This window comes from Blautia sp. Marseille-P2398, assembly GCF_964240315.1.
GTDB lineage: Bacteria > Bacillota > Clostridia > Lachnospirales > Lachnospiraceae > Blautia_A > Blautia_A wexlerae.
This window is the reverse complement of record NZ_CAXSTD010000009.1, coordinates 158,075-177,877: the sequence shown is the minus strand read 5'-3', so window position 1 is coordinate 177,877 and position 19,803 is coordinate 158,075. Positions and strand designations below refer to the sequence as shown.

Genomic DNA, 19,803 nt, shown 5'->3' with positions numbered 1-19,803 from the left:
TGTTATCCTTTCTACATTTGTTAAAAATGTCGATGCCTTTATCATAATGTGCTTTTCCTGTTCATTATGACATACTTCACAGGCTTCGATGCCTCATATGTCCCTTATCTGTCATGAAATGTACCCCATTTTTTTCCAAAATCTTTACCCCATAATTTTGCCTTATAAACGCTTGGTAAAAGGGGAATATCTTTTTTCTTAAAAGTGAAATCTCTGTGAAACAAATGGCAGCAGTACTTATTTCACAACTATTTTCTTTATTTTCGACCATTTCGTATAACTTTTTGCATAACCTTTTACATAGGCACGTCCTGCAAGGTAGTAGACTCCGGGCTTCACATTTTTAAAGACCACCGTGGTTTTTGTCTGATTTTTCTTTGTGTAAGCATAACTGCTTACACCAGTATAGCTGCCATTATCAGATTTGGAAACTTTCTTTGCCAGTACCCAGTCTGTTCCATCACAGGACTTTGGAACAGTAAACGTCACCGCCACGTTTCTTTTTGTTCCCTGTCTGGAAACCTTAGCTGATTTAACAGCAGGTTTTCCTGTTACAAGGCTTGTTTTTACAGTTACCTTCCTGACCTCTGCCCATTTACTGAGCACTTTGGTATTGCTCCCATTCAGATATTTATAAGCATGTACGCCAATATACCACGTTCCTGCCGGTACGCCCCGTAAGATAAGCTCTTTACTGCTTCCGGAATACCCACTCTTTACCTTTATATAATCCGATGGTTCTTTTCCGTTCTTACTTCTGGCAGCAACAACATCGTAACCGTCCGGTTCCTCACCCTTGCTGTTAAGTACTATTCTGACATCATTTTTCTTCACCTGCACCTTCTGAACCACAGGTGCGTCCGGAGTCTTTGCCTTTACCGTAACCGGAACCCCGTCTGACCATTCCCCATATTCCATAACATGGCTGCTGTTCTCTTTGTATGCCCTGCAATAAAGACTATGTGTTCCCTCCGGAATATACTTCAGCTCAGGATATTGATTCAGTTCAGAATTTGTAATTTTTGTCTGCGCAGTATAATTCCCCTTTTTCAGATCCTTCTGAGATTTCGCTGTCACAAACTGATAGCCGTCCGCTTCATTGGAAAGATCTCTCAGATAAAGCATTGCATAATTTGTGATCACTCTGGTCCACCGCGTATCAATAACTGGTCTGTTTAATGTCTGATAAGCATCCACCTGTACCATTATCTGTACGGCAGTGTCCAGCCCTTCATTATTTTCATCCTCATTCAGTTCCAGAGATCCGTTGACCAGAAAACTTTGAGCTGCCTTGCTTTTCGGATCATAAGCACAATTCTCCACATCCCACTTCACAGACGCAGAAAATGTTGTTTTCTCTCCATTCACCTCGGCGCCATAGACTTCCAGCGACTTCGGCAGATGCAAAGCATCAGCAGTTTTTTCTGCACCATTGGTAATTCCGGTCACAGGCGCAACAGCATCTGCCAGTCCCTGATAAGTCCGGTCTCCTACAATAAAAGAATTATACAGATTCTGCGTTGTCAGGTGTTCTCCTGCCACTGTTTTCGCAGTCACAGTCACCTGAAAACTATATTTTCCCACCGAAAGCCCCAGTTTGGGCCAGAGTCTCAGTTCTGTGCTCTCCCCAGGTGCCAGATAAGCATTTCCAGATAATAACACACTACATTCTTTACTACGGTTAAAAGACAGCTTCATATCTGTATCAGTAACATTTTTCAGAATATATGTCTTTGCTTCCGGCAGTGTCTTATAGCCCCACTGCATTGTCGGAAAACCCCCGGCAGACTTTTCAGTAATTTCCAGCTGCTTCTTTTCTGTCGGATTCTTCTCTCTGTTCATTGTAACATGAAGAGGATATCTGCTTCCGTCATCTGCGAGAAATGCAAACGTTTCATCATAAATTCCGTATTCCTGCTTCGGCAATATATAAAAATAAAGCGTTTCTCCCGGTTTCAGCAGCTTTTTGGAATCCTGTTCCTCATAATCTTCTGTCCACTTTGCCATCTGGTCATCCACTTCAAAATTCTTAAGACCAGAAGTATCTATCCGTATTCTGGTTTCCTTTTTTCCTGAATTTCTGACCACTACATACTTCTCCACACGAAATTCCGGGTCATAGAAATCGCTTTCTGTAAATTCTTCTTCTGTACCTGTTTCTATACTCAGCTCATAATCTTTTTCAGAGGAAGCTCCCACAATTACTTTCAGAGTAACCTTACAGGAAGCACCCTCTTTTGTCTCAAATGTCACTGTCTCTTCATAATTTCCGGCAGGCAGATTCTTCTTATCATCAATGTCCACAGCCGCACAACTTCCGGGCTGCATTTCTTCATCCGTATTTGTATCGAAAATCGGTGCGTAGGAAAAATCAAAATATCTGCTCTGCGGAAAATCAGAGAGATGAAGCGAATCTGTTCCTGCATTATAAAGAAATAACCGCTTACGTGACTGTTCTCCCTCTGCATGAATTCCCAGATTGATCAAAGCAGTACCTGATGTCAGCTCATACTGCTTTATAACAGGTTCCTGCTCACGCTGTGCAACATAAAGGCTCAGTTCCTGTGAAGAAACTCCAATACCATTGTCCGCCTGTACAGTAAAGCTGAAACTCCCTTCCTTCTGCGGTGTTCCGCTGATCACTCCCCCGGAAGACAACGTAAGTCCCGCCGGAAGCTCGCTTCCCTCCTCCAGACTCCAGCTCACATCTGTATCAGCTTCAAGCTGTACCTGATATTCTGTTCCAATCTCTCCACCCGGCAGAACCATATCTGTCAATATGGCAGGAATACTCCCCGTTCCATCACTGAAAGATTCTCCCGCCGAAAAAACTTCCGCCCCGCATACTGTTAACGGAGCTGCTGCTGTCATAATTGCCGATAAAAAAACTGCTGTAAAAATTTTGTAATTACTTTTCATTCTTCTCCTCCAGATAATAAAATATAAAAGTATCAATTTACCTAATTAATATTAATATACCACTGGACGGGAATGTTTCTGTAATTACGGAATGACATGTTGTATAATGGTCATGAATATCAGAAAAGCCAGTAATGTTTCGGGTATATGTCAAAAACATTACTGGTCTTTTTTATAAGATTATTCCACACTTTTTATTCGATACAGGGAATCTCATAATTCCAGGATTTACGGATGTCGTCCATGATTTTCATGATCCTTATTGTTTCCGCATGAGGCATTTCCGGACACTCCGTTTTTCCCTCATGAATTGCTTTCATGCAGGATTCTACCTCATATTCATATCCTGAGATCTGTTCCGGCACAACATAAGAAGCCACTTCTTTATGTTCGGTATCAAACACTGTAATCTTTTCCGGATTATTGATATTCTGCACCTGCATATATCCTCTGGTTCCGAAAATACTTCCCATTCTGTCTGAGATTTCCCTTGCTCCACACTGAAGGGTTGCCATGCAGTCTCCCTCAAACACCATGGCAATGCTGTCCAGAATATCCACTCCATTCTGAAAGATTGCAGTAGCCTTTACATCCTTTACCTTATCGCCAAGCACCATGGAAGCAAAATTGATTGGATATACGCCTACATCCAGAAGAGCACCTCCTGCAAGCTCCGGTTTACGGATACGTTCCACATGACTTACTGTATAGCTGAGATTCGCCGTAACTGCCGTAACTTCGCCGATCACGCCGCTTTCAATAATATCGTTGATCATCTTTCTGGACGGCATATATCTTGTCCAGATTGCTTCTGTGATCAGAAGCTTTTTCTCTTTTGCAAGATCAAATAATTTCTGTGCCTGCTCTGCATTTACAGTAAATGCCTTTTCGCAAAGTACATGTTTTCCCGCTTCCAGACACATCTTTGCATGCAGATAATGGTGTGAATGAGGGGTTGCGATATAAACCAGTTCAACCTCATCATCTGCCAGCATTTCCTCATAGGATCCATATGCTTTTTTTACTTCATATTTCTGTGCAAATACCCGGGCACGTTCCAGATCACGGGCAGCAACCGCATACACCTCCACACCTTTCATTTCTGCCACTGTTTTCGCCATAGTAGAGGCAATGCCTCCTGCTCCCAGAATACCTAACTTCATTTTATTGTCCTCCCATATTTATAGCAGATAAAATTATCCACTTCGCTACTTACTCTAATTTTACAGCATCATCGCCCGGAGAACAAGTTTATTCCGTTATATGTTTATCCCATATCATTCATTTATTTTTTCAGTTTCTCTTTTTTTCGTTTCGTCATCAACCCTCCGATCCTTCCAGTCTCTTTCGCAGACAGACTTTTCCATCCATCACTCAATACCCTGTCCAGCAGTCCCATTTCCTCTGCAATTTCATACTTCATTCTGACCTCCGGCAATAATTCTCCATCAAGATAAGCTTTTATTTCCTTCTCTTTATCCAAAACAGCCCACACTCCTTTTCTTTGGAGTATGGGCTGTTTTCTTAATTTTTATACTGTATTTCATTCAAACGGATATTCGCAATCCGCTTCGCTGCCTGCCTGATTCGGTTAAACTTCTGTCCATTACAGATTGGATCCTGAGATTCTGTTATCTTTTGGGAATAATAATTGCCGCAATGATATATGCCCAGATTCCCGCACCGCCAAAGCAGGTAAGGATCACCCATGCCAGACGCACCAGCGTAGGGTCAATATCAAAATATTCTGCGATTCCTCCACATACACCGCAAAGCATACTGTTTTCTGATGATTTGTATAAACGTTTGTCACCCATGTCCATTTCCTCCTTAAACCCAGATTAGTCGAGCAGATAAAATCATCCGCTTCGCTACTTACTCTACACCGAATAACTTCCTGATTCGGTTAAATACCACTTTTATTTCTGCCCGTCAGAGTGTATAAATATATACTCCTCAGGATGTCTGCAAATCCCTGTGTTCTTTCCCGGAGAAATCTACTGATATATTTCCCATACCGCACTCCAGATTCAGTTTCCTGTCTGCGCCTTTATTGGAAATGCTTTTCTCCCGTCCAAGTCCGCTGTAAGAATCAGAACCTACATCCAGATTTCCCACTCCACATTCCAGATCATAATTATAATCCTCCTGCGTACCGGTCAGTGTCAGATCCAGTTCACCCAGACCACATTCTCCATCTGTCTTCCTGGCGCTCAGATCTGCAAATGTCATACTTCCGGTTCCGATTTCCAGATCTGCCTCCCTTGCAGTCACCGGATTCTTACTTTCAAATTCCCCGGCTCCCATCTCCACACTCAGCTTCTCTGTCTCAATATCTCTGTTCAGATAAACAGTACCTGCACCCATCTCAATCTCCAGCTCCTGAAGCTTAACATCTTCCGGATAAGAAATACACACCTTTCTGTTCTTAGACAGTTTTTTTGTGCTTTTGACCTTAAGAGTATCTGAACTCTCCTTCACTGTCACATTCTTCCCACTGTCATCATAAACTCTGACACAGAAACTGTCACCCTCTTCCAGGATCAGATCATCGTACTTCAGCTCTATATCCAGCTTTGCGGGCTGATACTTCAGCTGATATACAGTGCCATCTTCCTCATCCTCATCAACAGCGCGGGCATAATCCTCACTGTCGTCATAATCATCGCTGTCATCATAATCACTACTATCGTCATAATCATCATCGTCATCATAATCATCGCTGTCATAGTCATCGCTGTCATCATAATCATAATCCCCGTCTGCCACCAGAAGCACCCTTTTCAGGCTTTCCACCCCTGTCAGTTCCGACATACTGGCTCCCATAACACCACCGGCAGTTGTCAGCCCGATTCCCACAGCACCAAAAATCCCCGCTGCGATCAACATTCCTTTTGTAAACTTCTTCATTTAACCGCCTCCTTTCTCTTTCTGTAAAGTACCCTGTTAAAAAAGTCGGTAATCTTCCGAAACCACTTCGGCACAATACGTACTGCGACACTGATCAGCCCCAATACCATAAGGATTGCCAGAGCAATCATAAGACATCCAATTCCTATTGTCATGATCCCGGTTCCGATCATTACAGTCAAAAGCCCTGCTCCAGCCACAACAGCTGCAAGCCCGCCAACCAGTAAAGCCACAGCGCCTATACCCAATCCAACGATCAGCCAGAACGGAAGCAGTAAGATTCCAACTGCAAATGTCAGAATCCCACCAACAGCCCCCTTAACAAAGGGAGAGATAAAAACCAGCAGAATCACCGCAAGGATCAGCACCGCCTGATTCCCCTTTCTGAAAAAACGCTTCCCTGTTCCCGACTCTTCTCCATATTTCTCAGGCATCTGTCCTCTCTCTTTAGTTCGGGCATCCTCATAGCCATGCTCCGTATATTCTCCATACTCATAGCCTCCTGCCGAACCTTTCAGATCCGCCTTGATAATCGCTGCAACCTTCTCGGGACTTCCAAGTTCCCTGAGCACCGAAGCTTCATTCTCAGCTCCTGCATCATCGAAATAACTATTATAAAAATCAAGGGCATCCTGCCTCTCTGTCTCGGAAATATCAGCAAGCAGCTTCTCCAGCGCCTGCATAAACTGCGCCCTGTCCATCATCCTATTCCTCCCTCAAACATCCCGCTTATCTTGGATGCATAAATTTTCCATTCAGCTTTATAAAACTCCAGCTGCGCAGCACCTCTGTCCGTCAGCTTATAATAACGCCTGTTACGCCCTGCATACGCCATATCATAAACCTCCAGACAATCATCCTTCTGCAGCCTCCTGAGCACCGGATACAAAGTAGACTCCGAAACATCCAGAACTCCACGCACATCCTGCGTGATCTTATACCCGTAAGTCCCTTCCTTCTCCTTAGAAACAACCGCCAGAACAACCGCATCCAGAAGCGCAGCACCCGTATTAAAAACCATATGCTCACTCCCTCGTTTCAATTATGTTCTGTACAGACAGCATCATCTCTGCAATCCAGCCTTAGAGCGTGTCTGAAAAATGCTCCAGACTATACCAAAGGTAAACGCCATTTCACATCTGATACATTTATTCCATCCTGTTCACATACTATACAGAACATCAATATTGTTTTGTTAACGATATTATATGATGTATAATATGATTTTGTCAATACTATTTAGCAAAAATCATTTATACTTTATAATCATTTTGATACCTTTACCGAAAATACCTCCTTAACGTCTTCCGGTTTACTATAGCACTCCTCATAAATAATGTATTTAAAAGCATTGCTATATATCAATTTCTTATTTCATAAATTACTGCAAACAATCCAGTCCATCATAGCGTGAAGTCCTGCTGAACTGTCTTGATTGCATTATTTTATTAAATTGCTATAGTATTTCATAAACTTAATATTCCATAAACCTCACGTTATACTACAGTTATTTTCAGTAAACAGCGCAGGAAAATATATCTGTCTGAGTGCATTTGCAGGCATCTTAGATCTTCTTAGCCGGTAGAAATCTGCGTTATGGAGAAAAATCGCAACCTGTCTGAGCGAAGCCTGCAGCGGAGCGAGTTTTGCATTTTTCTCCATGCTTTTAGCAGATTTTTACCGGCTTAGAAGATCTTAGATGCCGAAACCGCACTCAGACAGATATATTTTCCTGCGCGTCCCCACCCACCAATCAAAAACTACAGCAAAGGAAACCAACCCATTATGAACGAAAATACAACACAACTCCACCCCGCATTCCTCACCCGAATGAAAGAAATGCTCGGCAACGAATACCCCGCCTTCCTCTCCAGCTTCAGCGCCCCCCGAACCTACGGCCTGCGCATAAACACCTCCAAGATCACCTGCGAAGACTTCGAAAACCTGTCTCCATTTCCAACCCGTCAGATCCCATGGATCAAAAACGGCTACTTCTACGATGAAGACATCCGTCCTTCCAGATGCCCATACTACCAGGCCGGCCTCTACTACCTTCAGGAACCCAGCGCCATGACCCCCGCCTCCCGCATCCCCATCGAGCCGGGTGACAGAGTCCTGGACCTCTGCGCAGCCCCGGGCGGCAAGGCAACTGCAGCAGGCGCAGCACTTCAGGGACAGGGACTTCTGGTAGCAAACGATATCAGCACTTCCCGCGCCAGAGCCCTCCTTCGCAACCTGGAACTCTTCGGCATCCCAAATGTCTTCGTAGCAAACGAAACACCTGCAAAGTTAACCAAAGCATTCCCCGAATTCTTCGACAAGATCATCCTGGATGCTCCATGCTCCGGAGAAGGAATGTTCCGTAAGGAAGAAGCCCTTGCCAAAGACTGGACTCCCGAAAAATCCCTGGAGCTTTCCGAAATCCAGAAAGAGCTTATCCTCCAGGCAGCCGATATGCTCCGTCCCGGCGGACTGATGCTTTACTCTACCTGCACATTCGCGCCTGCAGAAGACGAACAAACTGTTTCCCATCTTCTGGAAAACCGTCCTGACATGGAACTGGCAGAAATGGAAGATTATGAAGGCTTCTCCCATGGAGTTCCTGAATGGGGAAACAAAAATCCGGAGCTGATCAAATGCATCCGGATTTTCCCACACAAAATGAACGGAGAGGGACACTTCCTTGCGCTCTTCCGTAAAAAAGGACAGGCAATCAAGGAAAGCTCCCGTCCTCACACAAAACCGGACAAAAACGCATTTCCACTGATTGAGGAATTTCTGAACGAAATCGGTCTGAAAACCCTCTGCGGCCAGCCATTTGACTGGGAACGTGTGGAAATCCGCGGTGATAAAGCCTACTATCTTCCCCCGGTTGCCCACAACTTCCGCGGCATCACCTTCTTAAGAAACGGTCTCTATCTCGGTGACCTGAAGAAAAACCGCTTCGAGCCGTCTCAGCCACTTGCACTGGCGATCCGCAAAGATGAAGCAGAAGCAGTCATCTCTCTCTCCGCTTCTGACGAAAGGATCACCAGATATTTAAAGGGCGAAACCTTAAATATCGAACCCGAAGAAGCAGCTCACAAAAAAGGCTGGCATCTCCTCTGTGCAGATGGATATCCCATTGGCTTCGGTAAACTGGTCAACCAGATCCTGAAAAACAAATATCCGGCAGGGTGGCGCGTATAACACGCGCTTATCCCTGCCGGATATTTGAATTCACAATAATAATTTTTATTCCGCTCACAGCAATATCTCTTTGTGCAATGTAAACGAATAAATGATCTTTTCCTTCACTCTTTTCCCCGTCATCCGCTCCAATGCCCGGGCATAATCCTCAAGCTGCACATGATACAGATCGATCAGCTTCTGTTCCTGTCCTCTCTTCACTCTATCCGTTTTATAGTCCACAAGAACAATCTCATCCCCTTCCATAAAATAGGCATCGATAATTCCCTGCACCAGCACTGTTTCGTTCTTCCACCCATCATCGAGCATAGAAGCACTTCTCTGAATCACAAAAGGCTGTTCTCTGTAAAGATGTTTTTTCATGGCAGCCTTCTTCATCCTCTGCCCCAGCCCGGACTCCACAAACCTCCTGATATCCCGGATCCGGATACATTCTGCTTCCTGCTCTGTCATCTTCCGGCTCTCCAGAAGTCTCTTTAACTGAGCCCGAAGCTGTTCCTCTGTATCTGCTTCTGCATAATCCAGACATTCCATTACTCTGTGATAAGCAGTACCTCTGGCAGCCCCCTTATACTCTTCCTGCTTCTCTGCCATAAATGCGGGAACCGGCGCTTCCTGTTCTTCCTCCTGCTCTTCGGCAGACACACTGATATTCTCTTCCAGTTCACTTTCATCATGCCAGCTTCTCTTTTTCAGATCCGAAACACTGACTTTAACCGGAATATCTTCCAGATATTTATACGGATATACAAAGGAAAATCTCTTCTCTATCTCTTCCTTCACAGCCTCATCATACACTTTATTTTCATCCCAGTTCTTCAGATATTCCTCCTGCATCTGGTTTCCTGCCTGGATGAGAACTGCTTTTTCTGTCATCTGACGGACAGTGATCTTTTTTATCACAAACTCAGAGATATCATCGTAAATCCCCGGCTGTTTCTTCATGAGGATTCCATATTCCCACAGAAGTTCACTCATGGCCCGATGCCGCACCAGTGCAGGCAGTACAAAAGCCCAGTAATTCTTTGCTTTCATTCTGGTTCCCAGTGGGAGCAGTTCTTCTTCCTCATCCAGAAAACGCGACAGCGACAGCATCTGCTTTTCCAGCTTTCCGACTGTTCCTGTAAGGATCAGTTTCTCTTTTGCTCTTGTCATGGCAACGTAAAGTACCCTCAGTTCCTCTCCCAGACTCTCTTTCAGAAGCTGTCTTCTGATCACCTGCTTATTCAGCGAAGATGCGATCACCCGTTTCTCCGGTATGATAGCATCAGCCCCTATTCCCAGTTCCGGATGAAGCAAAAGACCTGCATTCATATCCTGAAAATTAAACTGTTTTCCCATACCGGCCACAAATACTACCGGAAATTCAAGTCCCTTACTCTTGTGGATCGTCATGATCTCCACTGCGGTATTGCCCGCTCCTGTCAGATTGACTTCTCCATAGTCTACCTGATATGCCTGTAGCTGTTCGATATAACGAACAAAGTTAAACAGACCCCTGTAGCTTGTCTTCTCGTAGTCCATAGCTTTCTCCACAAGCATGGTAAGATTTGCAAAACGCTGCTCCCCTCCCGGAAGTGCCCTTGCATAATCTCCATACCCGGTTTCTTTCAGCACATAAAGGATCAATTCGTGGACCGGCGTATATGCAGCCATATTTCTTACCTTTTCAAGGAGACTCAGAAATCCTCTTAATTTAATATTCAGAGAGTTCTTTTCATCTGTTCGCAGATTACTGTTTAACAATTCAGATTTCACCTTATCCGGATCCAGTTCTTTTTCGAGGATTTCATTTTCTCCTGCATATGCCGAAACACTCTCATAGAGCAGACCATCAGGATACTGTATTCTAAGCTCTGCCAGTTCCTGTGAAGTGCATCCGACGATCGGTGAACGAAGCACTCCCATAAGCGGAATATCCTGCAGCGGATTGTCACACACCTTCAGATAATTCAATACAGTCACAATCTCGGTTGCAGAGAAATATCCGGTTCTTGATGTACAATATACGGGAATCCCCTGAGATGCCAGCACTTCCCTGAATGTTTCTGCCCATCCATAGGCAGTGCGCAGCAGGATTACAATATCCCCGTATTCCACAGACCGGTATTCCTTCTTCTCCTTATCTACGATCTGTTCTTTTCCCACAATTTCTTTAATTCTCTGTGCAATGGCCAGCGCCTCCAGTTCCTGCCCGGTCTGATTTTCCATTTCCCTGCGGTTTCCCGATGCACCTGCGTCTTCATAGTCATGTACATCAGACAGTTCTTCTCCGTCTCTCTCGACCAGAAGAACCTCTGTCTTTACAAATTCCTCTGACTCTCCTTCCGGAAAAGAAGCTCCGGGATAAAGGGCTGCATCTTTGTCATAGGTAATCCCTCCCAGGTCTTCCCCCATGATCTGTCGGAAAATAAAGTTTACACTCTCCAGAACCTGTTCCCTGCTCCGGAAATTTTTGTGCAGGTCAATTCTCTGCTCCTGTGCTTCTTCTGTGGAATAACTTTTATATTTTTCCATGAAAAGCTCCGGCCTTGCCAGACGGAAACGATAGATACTCTGCTTTACATCTCCTACCATGAAGATATTTTTCTTCTGGTTGATCCACCCGGATACTGCTGTTGTCAGAAGCTCCTGCACTAAGTTACTGTCCTGATATTCATCCACCAGGACTTCATCATACTTTGCGGAGAGCTCTCTCGCAGCCTGAGACATATGGATTTCTTCCCCTTCTTTCGTCATCAGTATCTGCAGGGCAAAATGTTCCATATCCGTAAAATCCAGAATATTCTTTTCTCTCTTCGCCTCTCCGAACTGTTTTTTAAATCGTGCCGTCAACTCAACTAACATCTCTATTGGGCCTCTGATATATCTGATCACTTCCAGAAGTTCTTTCTCTGCACTCTGGAAATATCGCTGCCCCAGTTCCTTCAGAATCCCCTTTTCCTCATCCCGGAGATCTTTCACTCTCTGCTTCTTCTGTTCATCTACATCCGCAGCCTTCTTTGTGCTCAGCCGGGCAAATGAGGGTTTCATAAGTATTTCTGCAGTTGTATTATAATCTCTTTTCTCTGCCAGTTCCTGCAGACTTCTTATAAGAAGCAGATCACTGCTCAGTGCCTCATCATACAGATACGGACCATCCGGCTCTGAGCAGATTCTTCGAGCCTCCTGCACCAGAAGCTTCGCTTCCTGCAGTTCATCCTTCACTGCATCCCAGAGCATCCTCATCCACTCAGTCTCTCTTAACTCTTCCAGGGAATCAATCCTGTAATCATCCATACACCCGGACAGCCATTCCTGCGGAAAAGGATTGCTCATAGCCATTTCATATAATTTCTGTATCAGGTTTCCCAGATTTTCATCTGACTTTCCTGTTGCAAAGCATTCCACGAATTTCTGAAACTTTTCATCTTTTTTGGCATAATATTCTTCAAGCAGTGCTTTCACAACATCTCCTCGCAGAAGCTTCAGTTCCCCCTCATCTGCCGTCCGATATCCCGGATCCAGTCCGATCAGATGAAAGTAATTCCGGATAATATAGGCACAGAAACCATCAATAGTTGTAATCTGTGCAGTATGAAGCAGGGTTGTCTGTCTCTGCAGATGCTCATTATCGGGATCCTCACAGAGTGCTTTTTCAATAGCTGCCGAGATCCTCTCTTTCATTTCACCTGCTGCCGCTCTTGTAAATGTCATGATCAGCAGTCTATCAATATCCACAGGGTGTTCTTTATCTGTTATCTTACTCAGGATACGTTCTACCAGTACTGCCGTTTTTCCGGACCCGGCTGCCGCACTGACCAGAATATTTCTGTCCCGCAGCCGTATAACCTCCTGCTGCTCCTTTGTCCACTGTACGCCCATCTTATTCTGCCTCCCTGTCAAATGCTTTCCATAATTCCTCATCAGAGAAGTTTTTCAGTCTGCGGAATTCATATCCTGACAGCCTGCGGTCAAATCCGCATACCGTCATATACGGACAATAAGTACACGCATTCTTTTTTCCGAGCTCATAGGGAGAAACCTCTGCATCTCCCTCCAGAATAGAACTTCTTATCTTCTCAATCTTCGTCCTTACATACCGTCCAAGCACTGCGAACTGTGTTCTGTCTGCCACAGAAGAATTTTTGCGAAAGCTTCCGTCCTTATTAAATGCGACAGGAATGGAGCCAAGACTGCTGTCCATCCTGTACACAAGCTCCGGATCTGCCTGAACCAGCCCATTCATCTTCAGTTCTTTCATAAGACCTGCACTGACTGCTTCCACATCCGCATCTATCTTCTCCTGGATCATAGGATCCTTGATATTGTAATAAAAAACTCCCGCAGGAATAATCTCCTTATCCGGATATTTCTTCTGCTCTACACGCAGAGCACCATCCAGATAGATCATCAGCTGTAACTGCAGGCCATGATACAGATAAACCAGGTCAAAGGATGTATTTCCGGTTTTATAATCAATCACCTTCACATACACCTTATTCTGATCTTCCATAATATCTACTCTGTCAATCCGTCCTCCCCCGAAGGTTACCTCAAAGCCTTCTGGCTGAAATTCTCCCTGTTCCAGCTGTTTCTGAAGTGCCCATACCGTCCTTCTGAGGATTCTCCTTGTTCTCTCGATCATATATTCATTTCTGGCACTGCTTTTGAGCACCGTGTTTCCATAATCTGCCACAATATTATCCAGACACCGGTCCGCAATCTCATTCCGTTCCTGTTCTGTCAGCTCTGTCCATTTCATGCCTCTTTTTCGCACTTCTTCTGCAAAGCTTTCCAGTGCTTCATGCATAACATTTCCCATATCCATAGGTTTAAACTCATATTCCACACGCTCGGTAAGCTTCATTCCATACTGAAGGAAATGTGCAAATGCACAGGCTGCAAAACGTTCCAGTCTGGTAGCACTGTAAGGTGAAACCTCTCCGTATAATGCCTTCGCCACACTCTGGCTGATAATGTCCTCTGGTTTTCCGGCAAAAGCCGACTGTACCAGCTTCTGTACTCTGCTTCTGTATTCCGTATTCCGCAGATACCAGCTATAAAGCTCTCCAAACATTGCATCCGTCTCATCTGCCTGCTCCAGAATATCCTCATGTTCTTTCTCTGTCTCCTGTACCAACTTCTCCAGAAACAGATCAATCCCAGCTTCCGGATTTTCCGGATAACAATAATTGTTTATAGAATTTTTATGGGGTCTGACCCCGGCTCCACCCTCAATTTCCAGCTTCGGATACAGACTGCGTATACTCCCGATCAGATATGCCGGACTTATGCCTTCTCCTTTTGCATTGGTATCACTATAGGAGAGGATCAGCTTTTCTCCCGGTTTCGTCATATTCAGATACAGATAAAACCTCTGCATATTCATCAGTTCTTTAGGCCCCGGTGCCAGTTCCACTCCCTGCTCCTGGAAGAAATCCCTGTCAAGCTCTGATAAGATTCCGCCTGTCTGTGTGCTCTTTGGGATATTTCCCTCATTCACGCCAACAAAGAACAACGCCTTAATCTCCTTTAAGCGGGATCGTTCCATATCACCCACCATTACCTGATCTATGCTCGGCGGAATCAGCGCTACTTTTGCCTGAGAAAGTCCTGATTCCAGAAGCTGTCGGAACTCCTGTCTGTTTACCGTTTCTTCGCCAAGAATCTCAACCATCTTATCCAGCAGGTCCATCACAATTCCATAAATCTGGTTATATTCTTTTTCCATTGCTTTATCGCCTGACTCTTTAAACTTTCGCTCCTGTCGTTTCAGTTTCTGCCAGACATTGCTTTTTTGGATAAACTCACAGAGAATCCGGCAGTACTCTTCCACTGTCTTCTTCCCGGAACCAAATCCCTGTGCAAGTTCCCTTACTTCTTCCGCAAAGATTTCTCTGATCTCATTCAGTTCCTGTATCTTCTCCGCTTCCATTCCTCTGTATACACGAACCCATTTTTCAGACCATTTCTTATATCCCCGGATTCCCAGCGCCAGCACGTAATTCTCCAGCTTATCAGCCTGTTCTCTGGTAACTTCTGACATCCCGCATCTGAGATAACGGAAAACACTCTCATAAGGAAATCCCTGTACCGCCATCTCCATGGCAGCGCGCAGATACTCCACAAAAGGATTCATCATTACCGAGTGCTTCTCGTCAATAAAATATGGAATATCTGCCTCCTCAAATACCTGTGCTGCAAGTCTTGCATATTCTTCCAGATTTCCTGTGATCACTGCAATCTCACCATAGCGGTATCCGCAGGTACGCACAAGTTCTGACATCCTTCTGGCAGCCTCCCGCATTTCTTCCAGGGGGGATGGCGCAGTAAATATTTTTATCTCCTGCTGTTCTTCGGCATACACGCCCTTTCTGTAGCGGAAGATATTTTTCTCCAGAAACTGTAAGGCAGGTGCCTGTGCAAACCGGGACTGTCCGGATGGTTTCAGATACACTGGATCCTCCAGATCTCTGGTCAGCCCTGCAAGTGTCCGTATCATCTGCTTGCTCATAAAGAAAAGCTGATAAGGTTTTCCCGGAGAAAAAGCATCCTCCCGTTCGTCCATAGTCACAGTAACACTTATGCGGTCAGCAATGACCAGAAGTTCCCTGAGCACATTGACCTGAATTGGCGTGAATCCGGTAAATCCATCAAAGAGAAATTCCGCTCCCTTAAGTTTCTCGGAAAAAGGAAGCTGTTTAAGCAGGACATCCATCACCTCTTCCCCTGTCATATAATGCCCCTTCAGGAATTCCCTGAATGACTGATAAAGGATTCCCACATCCTTAAGCTTCATTTCAAGTAATGGCTGATCTTTGGCCTTCTCTTTCATTTCTGCCAGATTCTCTTCTCTGATATCATACTGCATAAATTCTGAAACCAGAGACTTCACCTCATCCAGATATCCCGGCTTATTCATCTGACTTCCCAGATAGGCAAGTTCCTTTCTGTGCTGCTGCACCATTTTCTGCAGCACCATGCTTTTTCCCGTATCTTCCAGAACCTTTCTGTTATCTCCGCCGGTTTCTTCAAATACACGGTACGCAAGACGTTCAAAGCTCAGGATGTCAATATTCAGGATTCCTTTTCCCGGATGCATTTCCACCAGCGTCTTCTGTGTCTGCATGGTAAACTGCTCCGGAACAATAATATAGTAATTTCTCTCCGGATGTTCCATGGACTCCCGGATTACTCTCTCATATGCAAAATAAGACTTTCCGGCACCGGAACTGCCGATAATAAACTGTAATGACATTCTTCTCTCCTTACTGTCGGTTACTCACATTCGTTGTTTCAGTATATCATAATTTAAGCACTTCTGTAATAGAATATACAAAACCATCCAGGAGGCGTGTACCATGAGTGCAAAAACAAAAATCATAGTCCTACATATGAAGGAAGTTATATACACCGGCATCTTTCTCCTTCTTGCTGTCATCCTGGCTATTGTACTTTTTTTCATGTTTGGACCCGGTCAGAAAAAAAGTGCCTCAGCCGATGCCAAAAGCCTGTACAAACCGGGAATTTATACTTCCTCCATCGACCTGAATGAAAACACCTTTGACCTGGAAGTAACCGTTGACTCTGACAGGGTAACTTCCATCCGTCTGGTAAATTTAAGCGAAAGCACCGCAGCCATGTTTCCTCTCATGGAACCGGCTCTGGAATCACTGGCCAGCCAGATCTATACCTCCCAGTCGCTGGAAAATATCCAATATTCCGAAGATCAGAAATATACCTCCATGATTCTTTTGAATGCAATTGAAACAGCACTGAAAAAAGCGGAGAACAACTGATCGTTCTCCGCTTCACCATGCAAAATCACGCGGATAGAATCATCCACTCCGCTATGCGATTCTAAATATCCATATTTTCAAGCTGCTCCAGCCATACTCCTACACTTGCATCACTTGGCATTCTCAGATCACCTCTCGGTGAAACCGCAACGCTTCCCACCTTCGGGCCATCCGGAAGACAGGAACGTTTAAACTGCTGTGCAAAAAATCTCCAATAGAAGGTTTTCAGCCATTTGAAGATTGTCTCCTTATCATACATTCCTTCAAAAGTCTCACATGCCAGCCTGTAAATTTTCTCCGGTTCAAATCCTGCACGAAGCATATAGTACAGATAGAAATCGTGAAGTTCATAAGGTCCCACCAGATCTTCTGTCTTCTGTGCGATCTTGCCATCCTTAGGCGGCAGAAGCTCCGGACTTACCGGTGTATCCAGAATATCAAGAAGAACCTCTGTCAGCTTCTCATCTTTGCAGGTATCCGCATAATAACGTACAAGATGACGCACCAGAGTTTTCGGCACTGAAGCATTCACGCCGTACATGGACATATGGTCACCATTGTAGGTTGCCCATCCCAGAGCCAGTTCAGACAGATCTCCTGTTCCCACCAGAATCGAGCCATCCTGATTTGCACTGTCCATCAGGATCTGCGTTCTCTCTCTTGCCTGGCTGTTCTCATAAGTCACATCATGCACAGACGGATCATGAGCAATATCCCTGAAATGTACATTTACTGCTTCTTTGATATTGATCTCACTTAAAGTCGCACCCAGACACTGACTTAATTTGCAGGCATTCTGATAAGTTCTGTCTGTGGTTCCAAAGCATGGCATGGTAATACAGTGGATATCCTTTCTGTCCGCACCGGAAAGGTCAAAGGCTCTTGCGATCACAAGCAGTGCCAGTGTGGAATCCAGACCTCCGGAAAGTCCCACTGTTGCCTTATGGCAATGGATATGATCCATACGTTTCTTAAGTCCCATTGCCTGGATATTCAGGATTTCATCACAACGCATATCCCTTTCTTCTTTTCGTGAAGGTACAAAAGGATACTGCGAATATTTTCTGGTCAGTTTTGTCTCTTCCACATTCAGATGGAAGCTCACTTTAATATGGTCACTGTCGTCAGCCGGCTGATAAGTAGTCAGTCTTCTTCTCTCATCGTTCAGCCTCTGCACATCAATCTCACTGTATACAATACCATTGTGGAAACGTTTTCCTTCTGCAAGGATCACTCCATTCTCTGCGATCATATTCTGACCGCCAAAGACCAGATCCTGTGTGGACTCACCTTCTCCTGCATTTGCATATACATATCCGCACACCAGACGTGCAGACTGTCCGGAAACAAGATCTCTGCGGTAGCTGTCCTTTCCGACCATCTCATTGCTGGCTGACAGATTCACGATCAGATTCGCTCCTGCCTGTGCATGGAGAACGCTTGGCGGCAGTGTCACCCATAAATCCTCACAGATCTCTGCTGCTGCCACAAGCTCCGGCTCCTCCTCACAGATAAAAAGAATGTCTGTTCCGAAAGGAACTCTCTTTCCCTCAATATCCACATATTCCAGACATCCAAGACCTGATGCAAAATGGCGCTGCTCATAAAACTCTCCATAGTTTGGAAGATAAGTTTTCGGAACCAGCCCAATGATCTCGCCTCTGTTTAAAACCGCTGCCGCATTATATAATTTTCCATGATTTCTGAAAGGCACACCTATAAAAACAAGGGCATCCACATCAGCAGTTTCCTTTGTGATCTTCAGCAAAGTTTCCCAGGCGCTGTCGAGAAGACGTCTCTGCAGGAAAAGGTCCTGACAGGTATAGCCTGTGATACAAAGCTCCGGAAAAACCATAACCTTCACATGTTCTTTTTCCATCTCATGGATCAGTCTGATAATCTCATTTCCATTGGCATTGCAGTCTGCAACTGTGATATAAGGTGTTGCGGCCGCTGTTTTGATATAACCGTTTTTCATTTTCTACCTCTTCTTCCCTGTGCTCCGGCAGATCTATCTGTCAGTACATTTGCATCTCTTATTTACATTTACGCAGGATTTCTTTCAGTTCTTCCACTGTAAATTCATAATTCTTATTACAGAAATGGCAGTTCATCTCGATGGACTTACCTTCCTGGATCATTTCATTGAGTTCTTTTCTTCCGATGCTGATCAGGGCTTTCTCCACTCTTTCTCTGCTGCAGTTACAGTAAAATTCCGTAGGAACTTTCTCATTGATCTCCATGTCAAAGCCCTCCAGGACTTTCTCAAGCAGACTCTCAGGAGTATGTCCCTCTTCCAGAAGATTTGTGACAGATGTGATTTTCTGTACATTTTCCTCAAGCTTAGCAATTGTGCTTTCTTCTGCAAACGGCATCAGCTGCACGATAAATCCGCCAGCCTGACGTACTGTATTGTCTTTATTCATAAGAACTCCGAGACCAACTGCTGACGGTACCTGTTCACTTGTGGCAAAATAATAGGTAAGGTCTTCTGCGATCTCACTGGTCTGAAGCGCAACCTGTCCAACATAAGGCTCTTTCAATCCCATATCCTTGATCACATTCATAAATCCTATACCGACAGCACCTGCAACATCCAGTTTACCCTTGCTGTTTGCCGGGATACATACATCAGGATTTCCCACATATCCCTTTACACGACCTTTGGAATCTGCTGTCACAGTAATTCCTTCCAGAGGACCTCCTGCCTTAATCTGAAGTGTGAGGATGTCCTTATCCCCCTTCATCATGGTACCCATCATGGCACCTGCTGTAAGCAGACGTCCCAGTGCCGCTGTTGCAACCGGGCTTGTATTGTGATCCTGTCTCGCTGTTTCTACTGTTTCTGTAGTAACTGCCGCAAATGCACGAATCTGATCATTCGCTGCAATTGCTCTGATAATATAATCGTTCATTCGTTTATTACTCCTGTTATTTCTTTCATATTATTTTCATTTTGTTCATGGCTTAACATCAAATCAATAGCAATTCCCGTAAATAATGC

General features: G+C 44.7%; 13 protein-coding genes. 2 read left to right on the top strand and 11 right to left on the bottom strand.

The genetic code is table 11. The annotated features are described in order from the left end of the window. Window positions 1-237: 237 nt before the first annotated feature. From ACESZG_RS12125 to ACESZG_RS12095, 7 genes are all read right to left on the bottom strand, one after another. Window positions 238-2,919, bottom strand: coding sequence for an Ig domain-containing protein (locus tag ACESZG_RS12125; RefSeq protein ID WP_173679131.1), 2,682 nt, complete (start codon window positions 2,917-2,919; stop codon window positions 238-240). 194 nt (window positions 2,920-3,113) lie between these two features. Then, on the bottom strand, window positions 3,114-4,082 hold the full coding sequence (locus ACESZG_RS12120; protein WP_373218409.1) for a Gfo/Idh/MocA family protein: 969 nt from the start codon (window positions 4,080-4,082) through the stop codon (window positions 3,114-3,116). Window positions 4,083-4,204: 122 nt separating this feature from the next. Next, window positions 4,205-4,402, bottom strand: coding sequence for a small, acid-soluble spore protein, alpha/beta type (locus ACESZG_RS12115; protein WP_022380942.1), 198 nt, complete (start codon window positions 4,400-4,402; stop codon window positions 4,205-4,207). A gap of 148 nt (window positions 4,403-4,550) precedes the next feature. Continuing rightward, window positions 4,551-4,736 (bottom strand): PspC domain-containing protein, encoded by a 186-nt coding sequence (locus ACESZG_RS12110; protein ID WP_008706626.1) that lies wholly within the window; start codon window positions 4,734-4,736, stop codon window positions 4,551-4,553. A 139-nt stretch (window positions 4,737-4,875) separates the two neighbouring features. Beyond that, window positions 4,876-5,829 (bottom strand): DUF4097 family beta strand repeat-containing protein, encoded by a 954-nt coding sequence (locus ACESZG_RS12105; protein WP_227218917.1) that lies wholly within the window; start codon window positions 5,827-5,829, stop codon window positions 4,876-4,878. Continuing rightward, window positions 5,826-6,533, bottom strand: a complete 708-nt coding sequence (locus tag ACESZG_RS12100; RefSeq protein WP_227218919.1) for a DUF1700 domain-containing protein — start codon at window positions 6,531-6,533, stop codon at window positions 5,826-5,828. The genes ACESZG_RS12105 and ACESZG_RS12100 overlap by 4 nt, the downstream gene beginning before the upstream one ends. Next, window positions 6,530-6,850, bottom strand: coding sequence for a PadR family transcriptional regulator (locus ACESZG_RS12095; RefSeq protein ID WP_020993548.1), 321 nt, complete (start codon window positions 6,848-6,850; stop codon window positions 6,530-6,532). Before ACESZG_RS12095 ends, ACESZG_RS12100 begins: the two co-directional genes overlap by 4 nt. A gap of 764 nt (window positions 6,851-7,614) precedes the next feature. Between ACESZG_RS12095 and ACESZG_RS12090 the strand changes: the two genes are divergently transcribed. Next, on the top strand, window positions 7,615-9,018 hold the full coding sequence (locus ACESZG_RS12090; RefSeq protein ID WP_373218406.1) for an RsmF rRNA methyltransferase first C-terminal domain-containing protein: 1,404 nt from the start codon (window positions 7,615-7,617) through the stop codon (window positions 9,016-9,018). Between the two features lie 54 nt (window positions 9,019-9,072). Here the strand turns inward: ACESZG_RS12090 and addA are convergent, their stop codons facing one another. Beyond that, complete coding sequence (addA, locus tag ACESZG_RS12085) at window positions 9,073-12,882, bottom strand: helicase-exonuclease AddAB subunit AddA (RefSeq protein WP_373218404.1); 3,810 nt, start codon at window positions 12,880-12,882, stop codon at window positions 9,073-9,075. A 1-nt stretch (window position 12,883) separates the two neighbouring features. Further along, window positions 12,884-16,258: a helicase-exonuclease AddAB subunit AddB gene (gene addB, locus ACESZG_RS12080; RefSeq protein ID WP_173705555.1), complete on the bottom strand. Its 3,375-nt coding sequence runs from the start codon at window positions 16,256-16,258 to the stop codon at window positions 12,884-12,886. Window positions 16,259-16,361: 103 nt separating this feature from the next. Between addB and ACESZG_RS12075 the strand changes: the two genes are divergently transcribed. Further along, the gene (locus ACESZG_RS12075; protein ID WP_008706640.1) at window positions 16,362-16,799 is read left to right on the top strand and encodes a hypothetical protein; all 438 of its coding nucleotides are present in this window, start codon (window positions 16,362-16,364) and stop codon (window positions 16,797-16,799) included. 61 nt (window positions 16,800-16,860) lie between these two features. Here the strand turns inward: ACESZG_RS12075 and ACESZG_RS12070 are convergent, their stop codons facing one another. Together ACESZG_RS12070 and hslO are read right to left on the bottom strand one after the other, a co-directional pair. Further along, window positions 16,861-18,777, bottom strand: a complete 1,917-nt coding sequence (locus ACESZG_RS12070; RefSeq protein ID WP_349054809.1) for an NAD(+) synthase — start codon at window positions 18,775-18,777, stop codon at window positions 16,861-16,863. A gap of 58 nt (window positions 18,778-18,835) precedes the next feature. Continuing rightward, on the bottom strand, window positions 18,836-19,714 hold the full coding sequence (gene hslO, locus ACESZG_RS12065; protein WP_117676321.1) for an Hsp33 family molecular chaperone HslO: 879 nt from the start codon (window positions 19,712-19,714) through the stop codon (window positions 18,836-18,838). Between the last annotated feature and the right edge of the window lie 89 nt (window positions 19,715-19,803).

Coding starts and splice junctions, on each gene's coding strand:
- addB (WP_173705555.1), bottom strand. CDS start 16,258: ATGTCATTACAGTTTATTATCGGCAGTTCCGGTGCCGGAAAGTCTTAT.
- ACESZG_RS12075 (WP_008706640.1), top strand. CDS start 16,362: ATGAGTGCAAAAACAAAAATCATAGTCCTACATATGAAGGAAGTTATA.
- ACESZG_RS12100 (WP_227218919.1), bottom strand. CDS start 6,533: ATGATGGACAGGGCGCAGTTTATGCAGGCGCTGGAGAAGCTGCTTGCT.
- ACESZG_RS12110 (WP_008706626.1), bottom strand. CDS start 4,736: ATGGGTGACAAACGTTTATACAAATCATCAGAAAACAGTATGCTTTGC.
- ACESZG_RS12070 (WP_349054809.1), bottom strand. CDS start 18,777: ATGAAAAACGGTTATATCAAAACAGCGGCCGCAACACCTTATATCACA.
- ACESZG_RS12105 (WP_227218917.1), bottom strand. CDS start 5,829: ATGAAGAAGTTTACAAAAGGAATGTTGATCGCAGCGGGGATTTTTGGT.
- ACESZG_RS12125 (WP_173679131.1), bottom strand. CDS start 2,919: ATGAAAAGTAATTACAAAATTTTTACAGCAGTTTTTTTATCGGCAATT.
- hslO (WP_117676321.1), bottom strand. CDS start 19,714: ATGAACGATTATATTATCAGAGCAATTGCAGCGAATGATCAGATTCGT.
- ACESZG_RS12095 (WP_020993548.1), bottom strand. CDS start 6,850: ATGGTTTTTAATACGGGTGCTGCGCTTCTGGATGCGGTTGTTCTGGCG.
- addA (WP_373218404.1), bottom strand. CDS start 12,882: ATGGGCGTACAGTGGACAAAGGAGCAGCAGGAGGTTATACGGCTGCGG.
- ACESZG_RS12120 (WP_373218409.1), bottom strand. CDS start 4,082: ATGAAGTTAGGTATTCTGGGAGCAGGAGGCATTGCCTCTACTATGGCG.
- ACESZG_RS12090 (WP_373218406.1), top strand. CDS start 7,615: ATGAACGAAAATACAACACAACTCCACCCCGCATTCCTCACCCGAATG.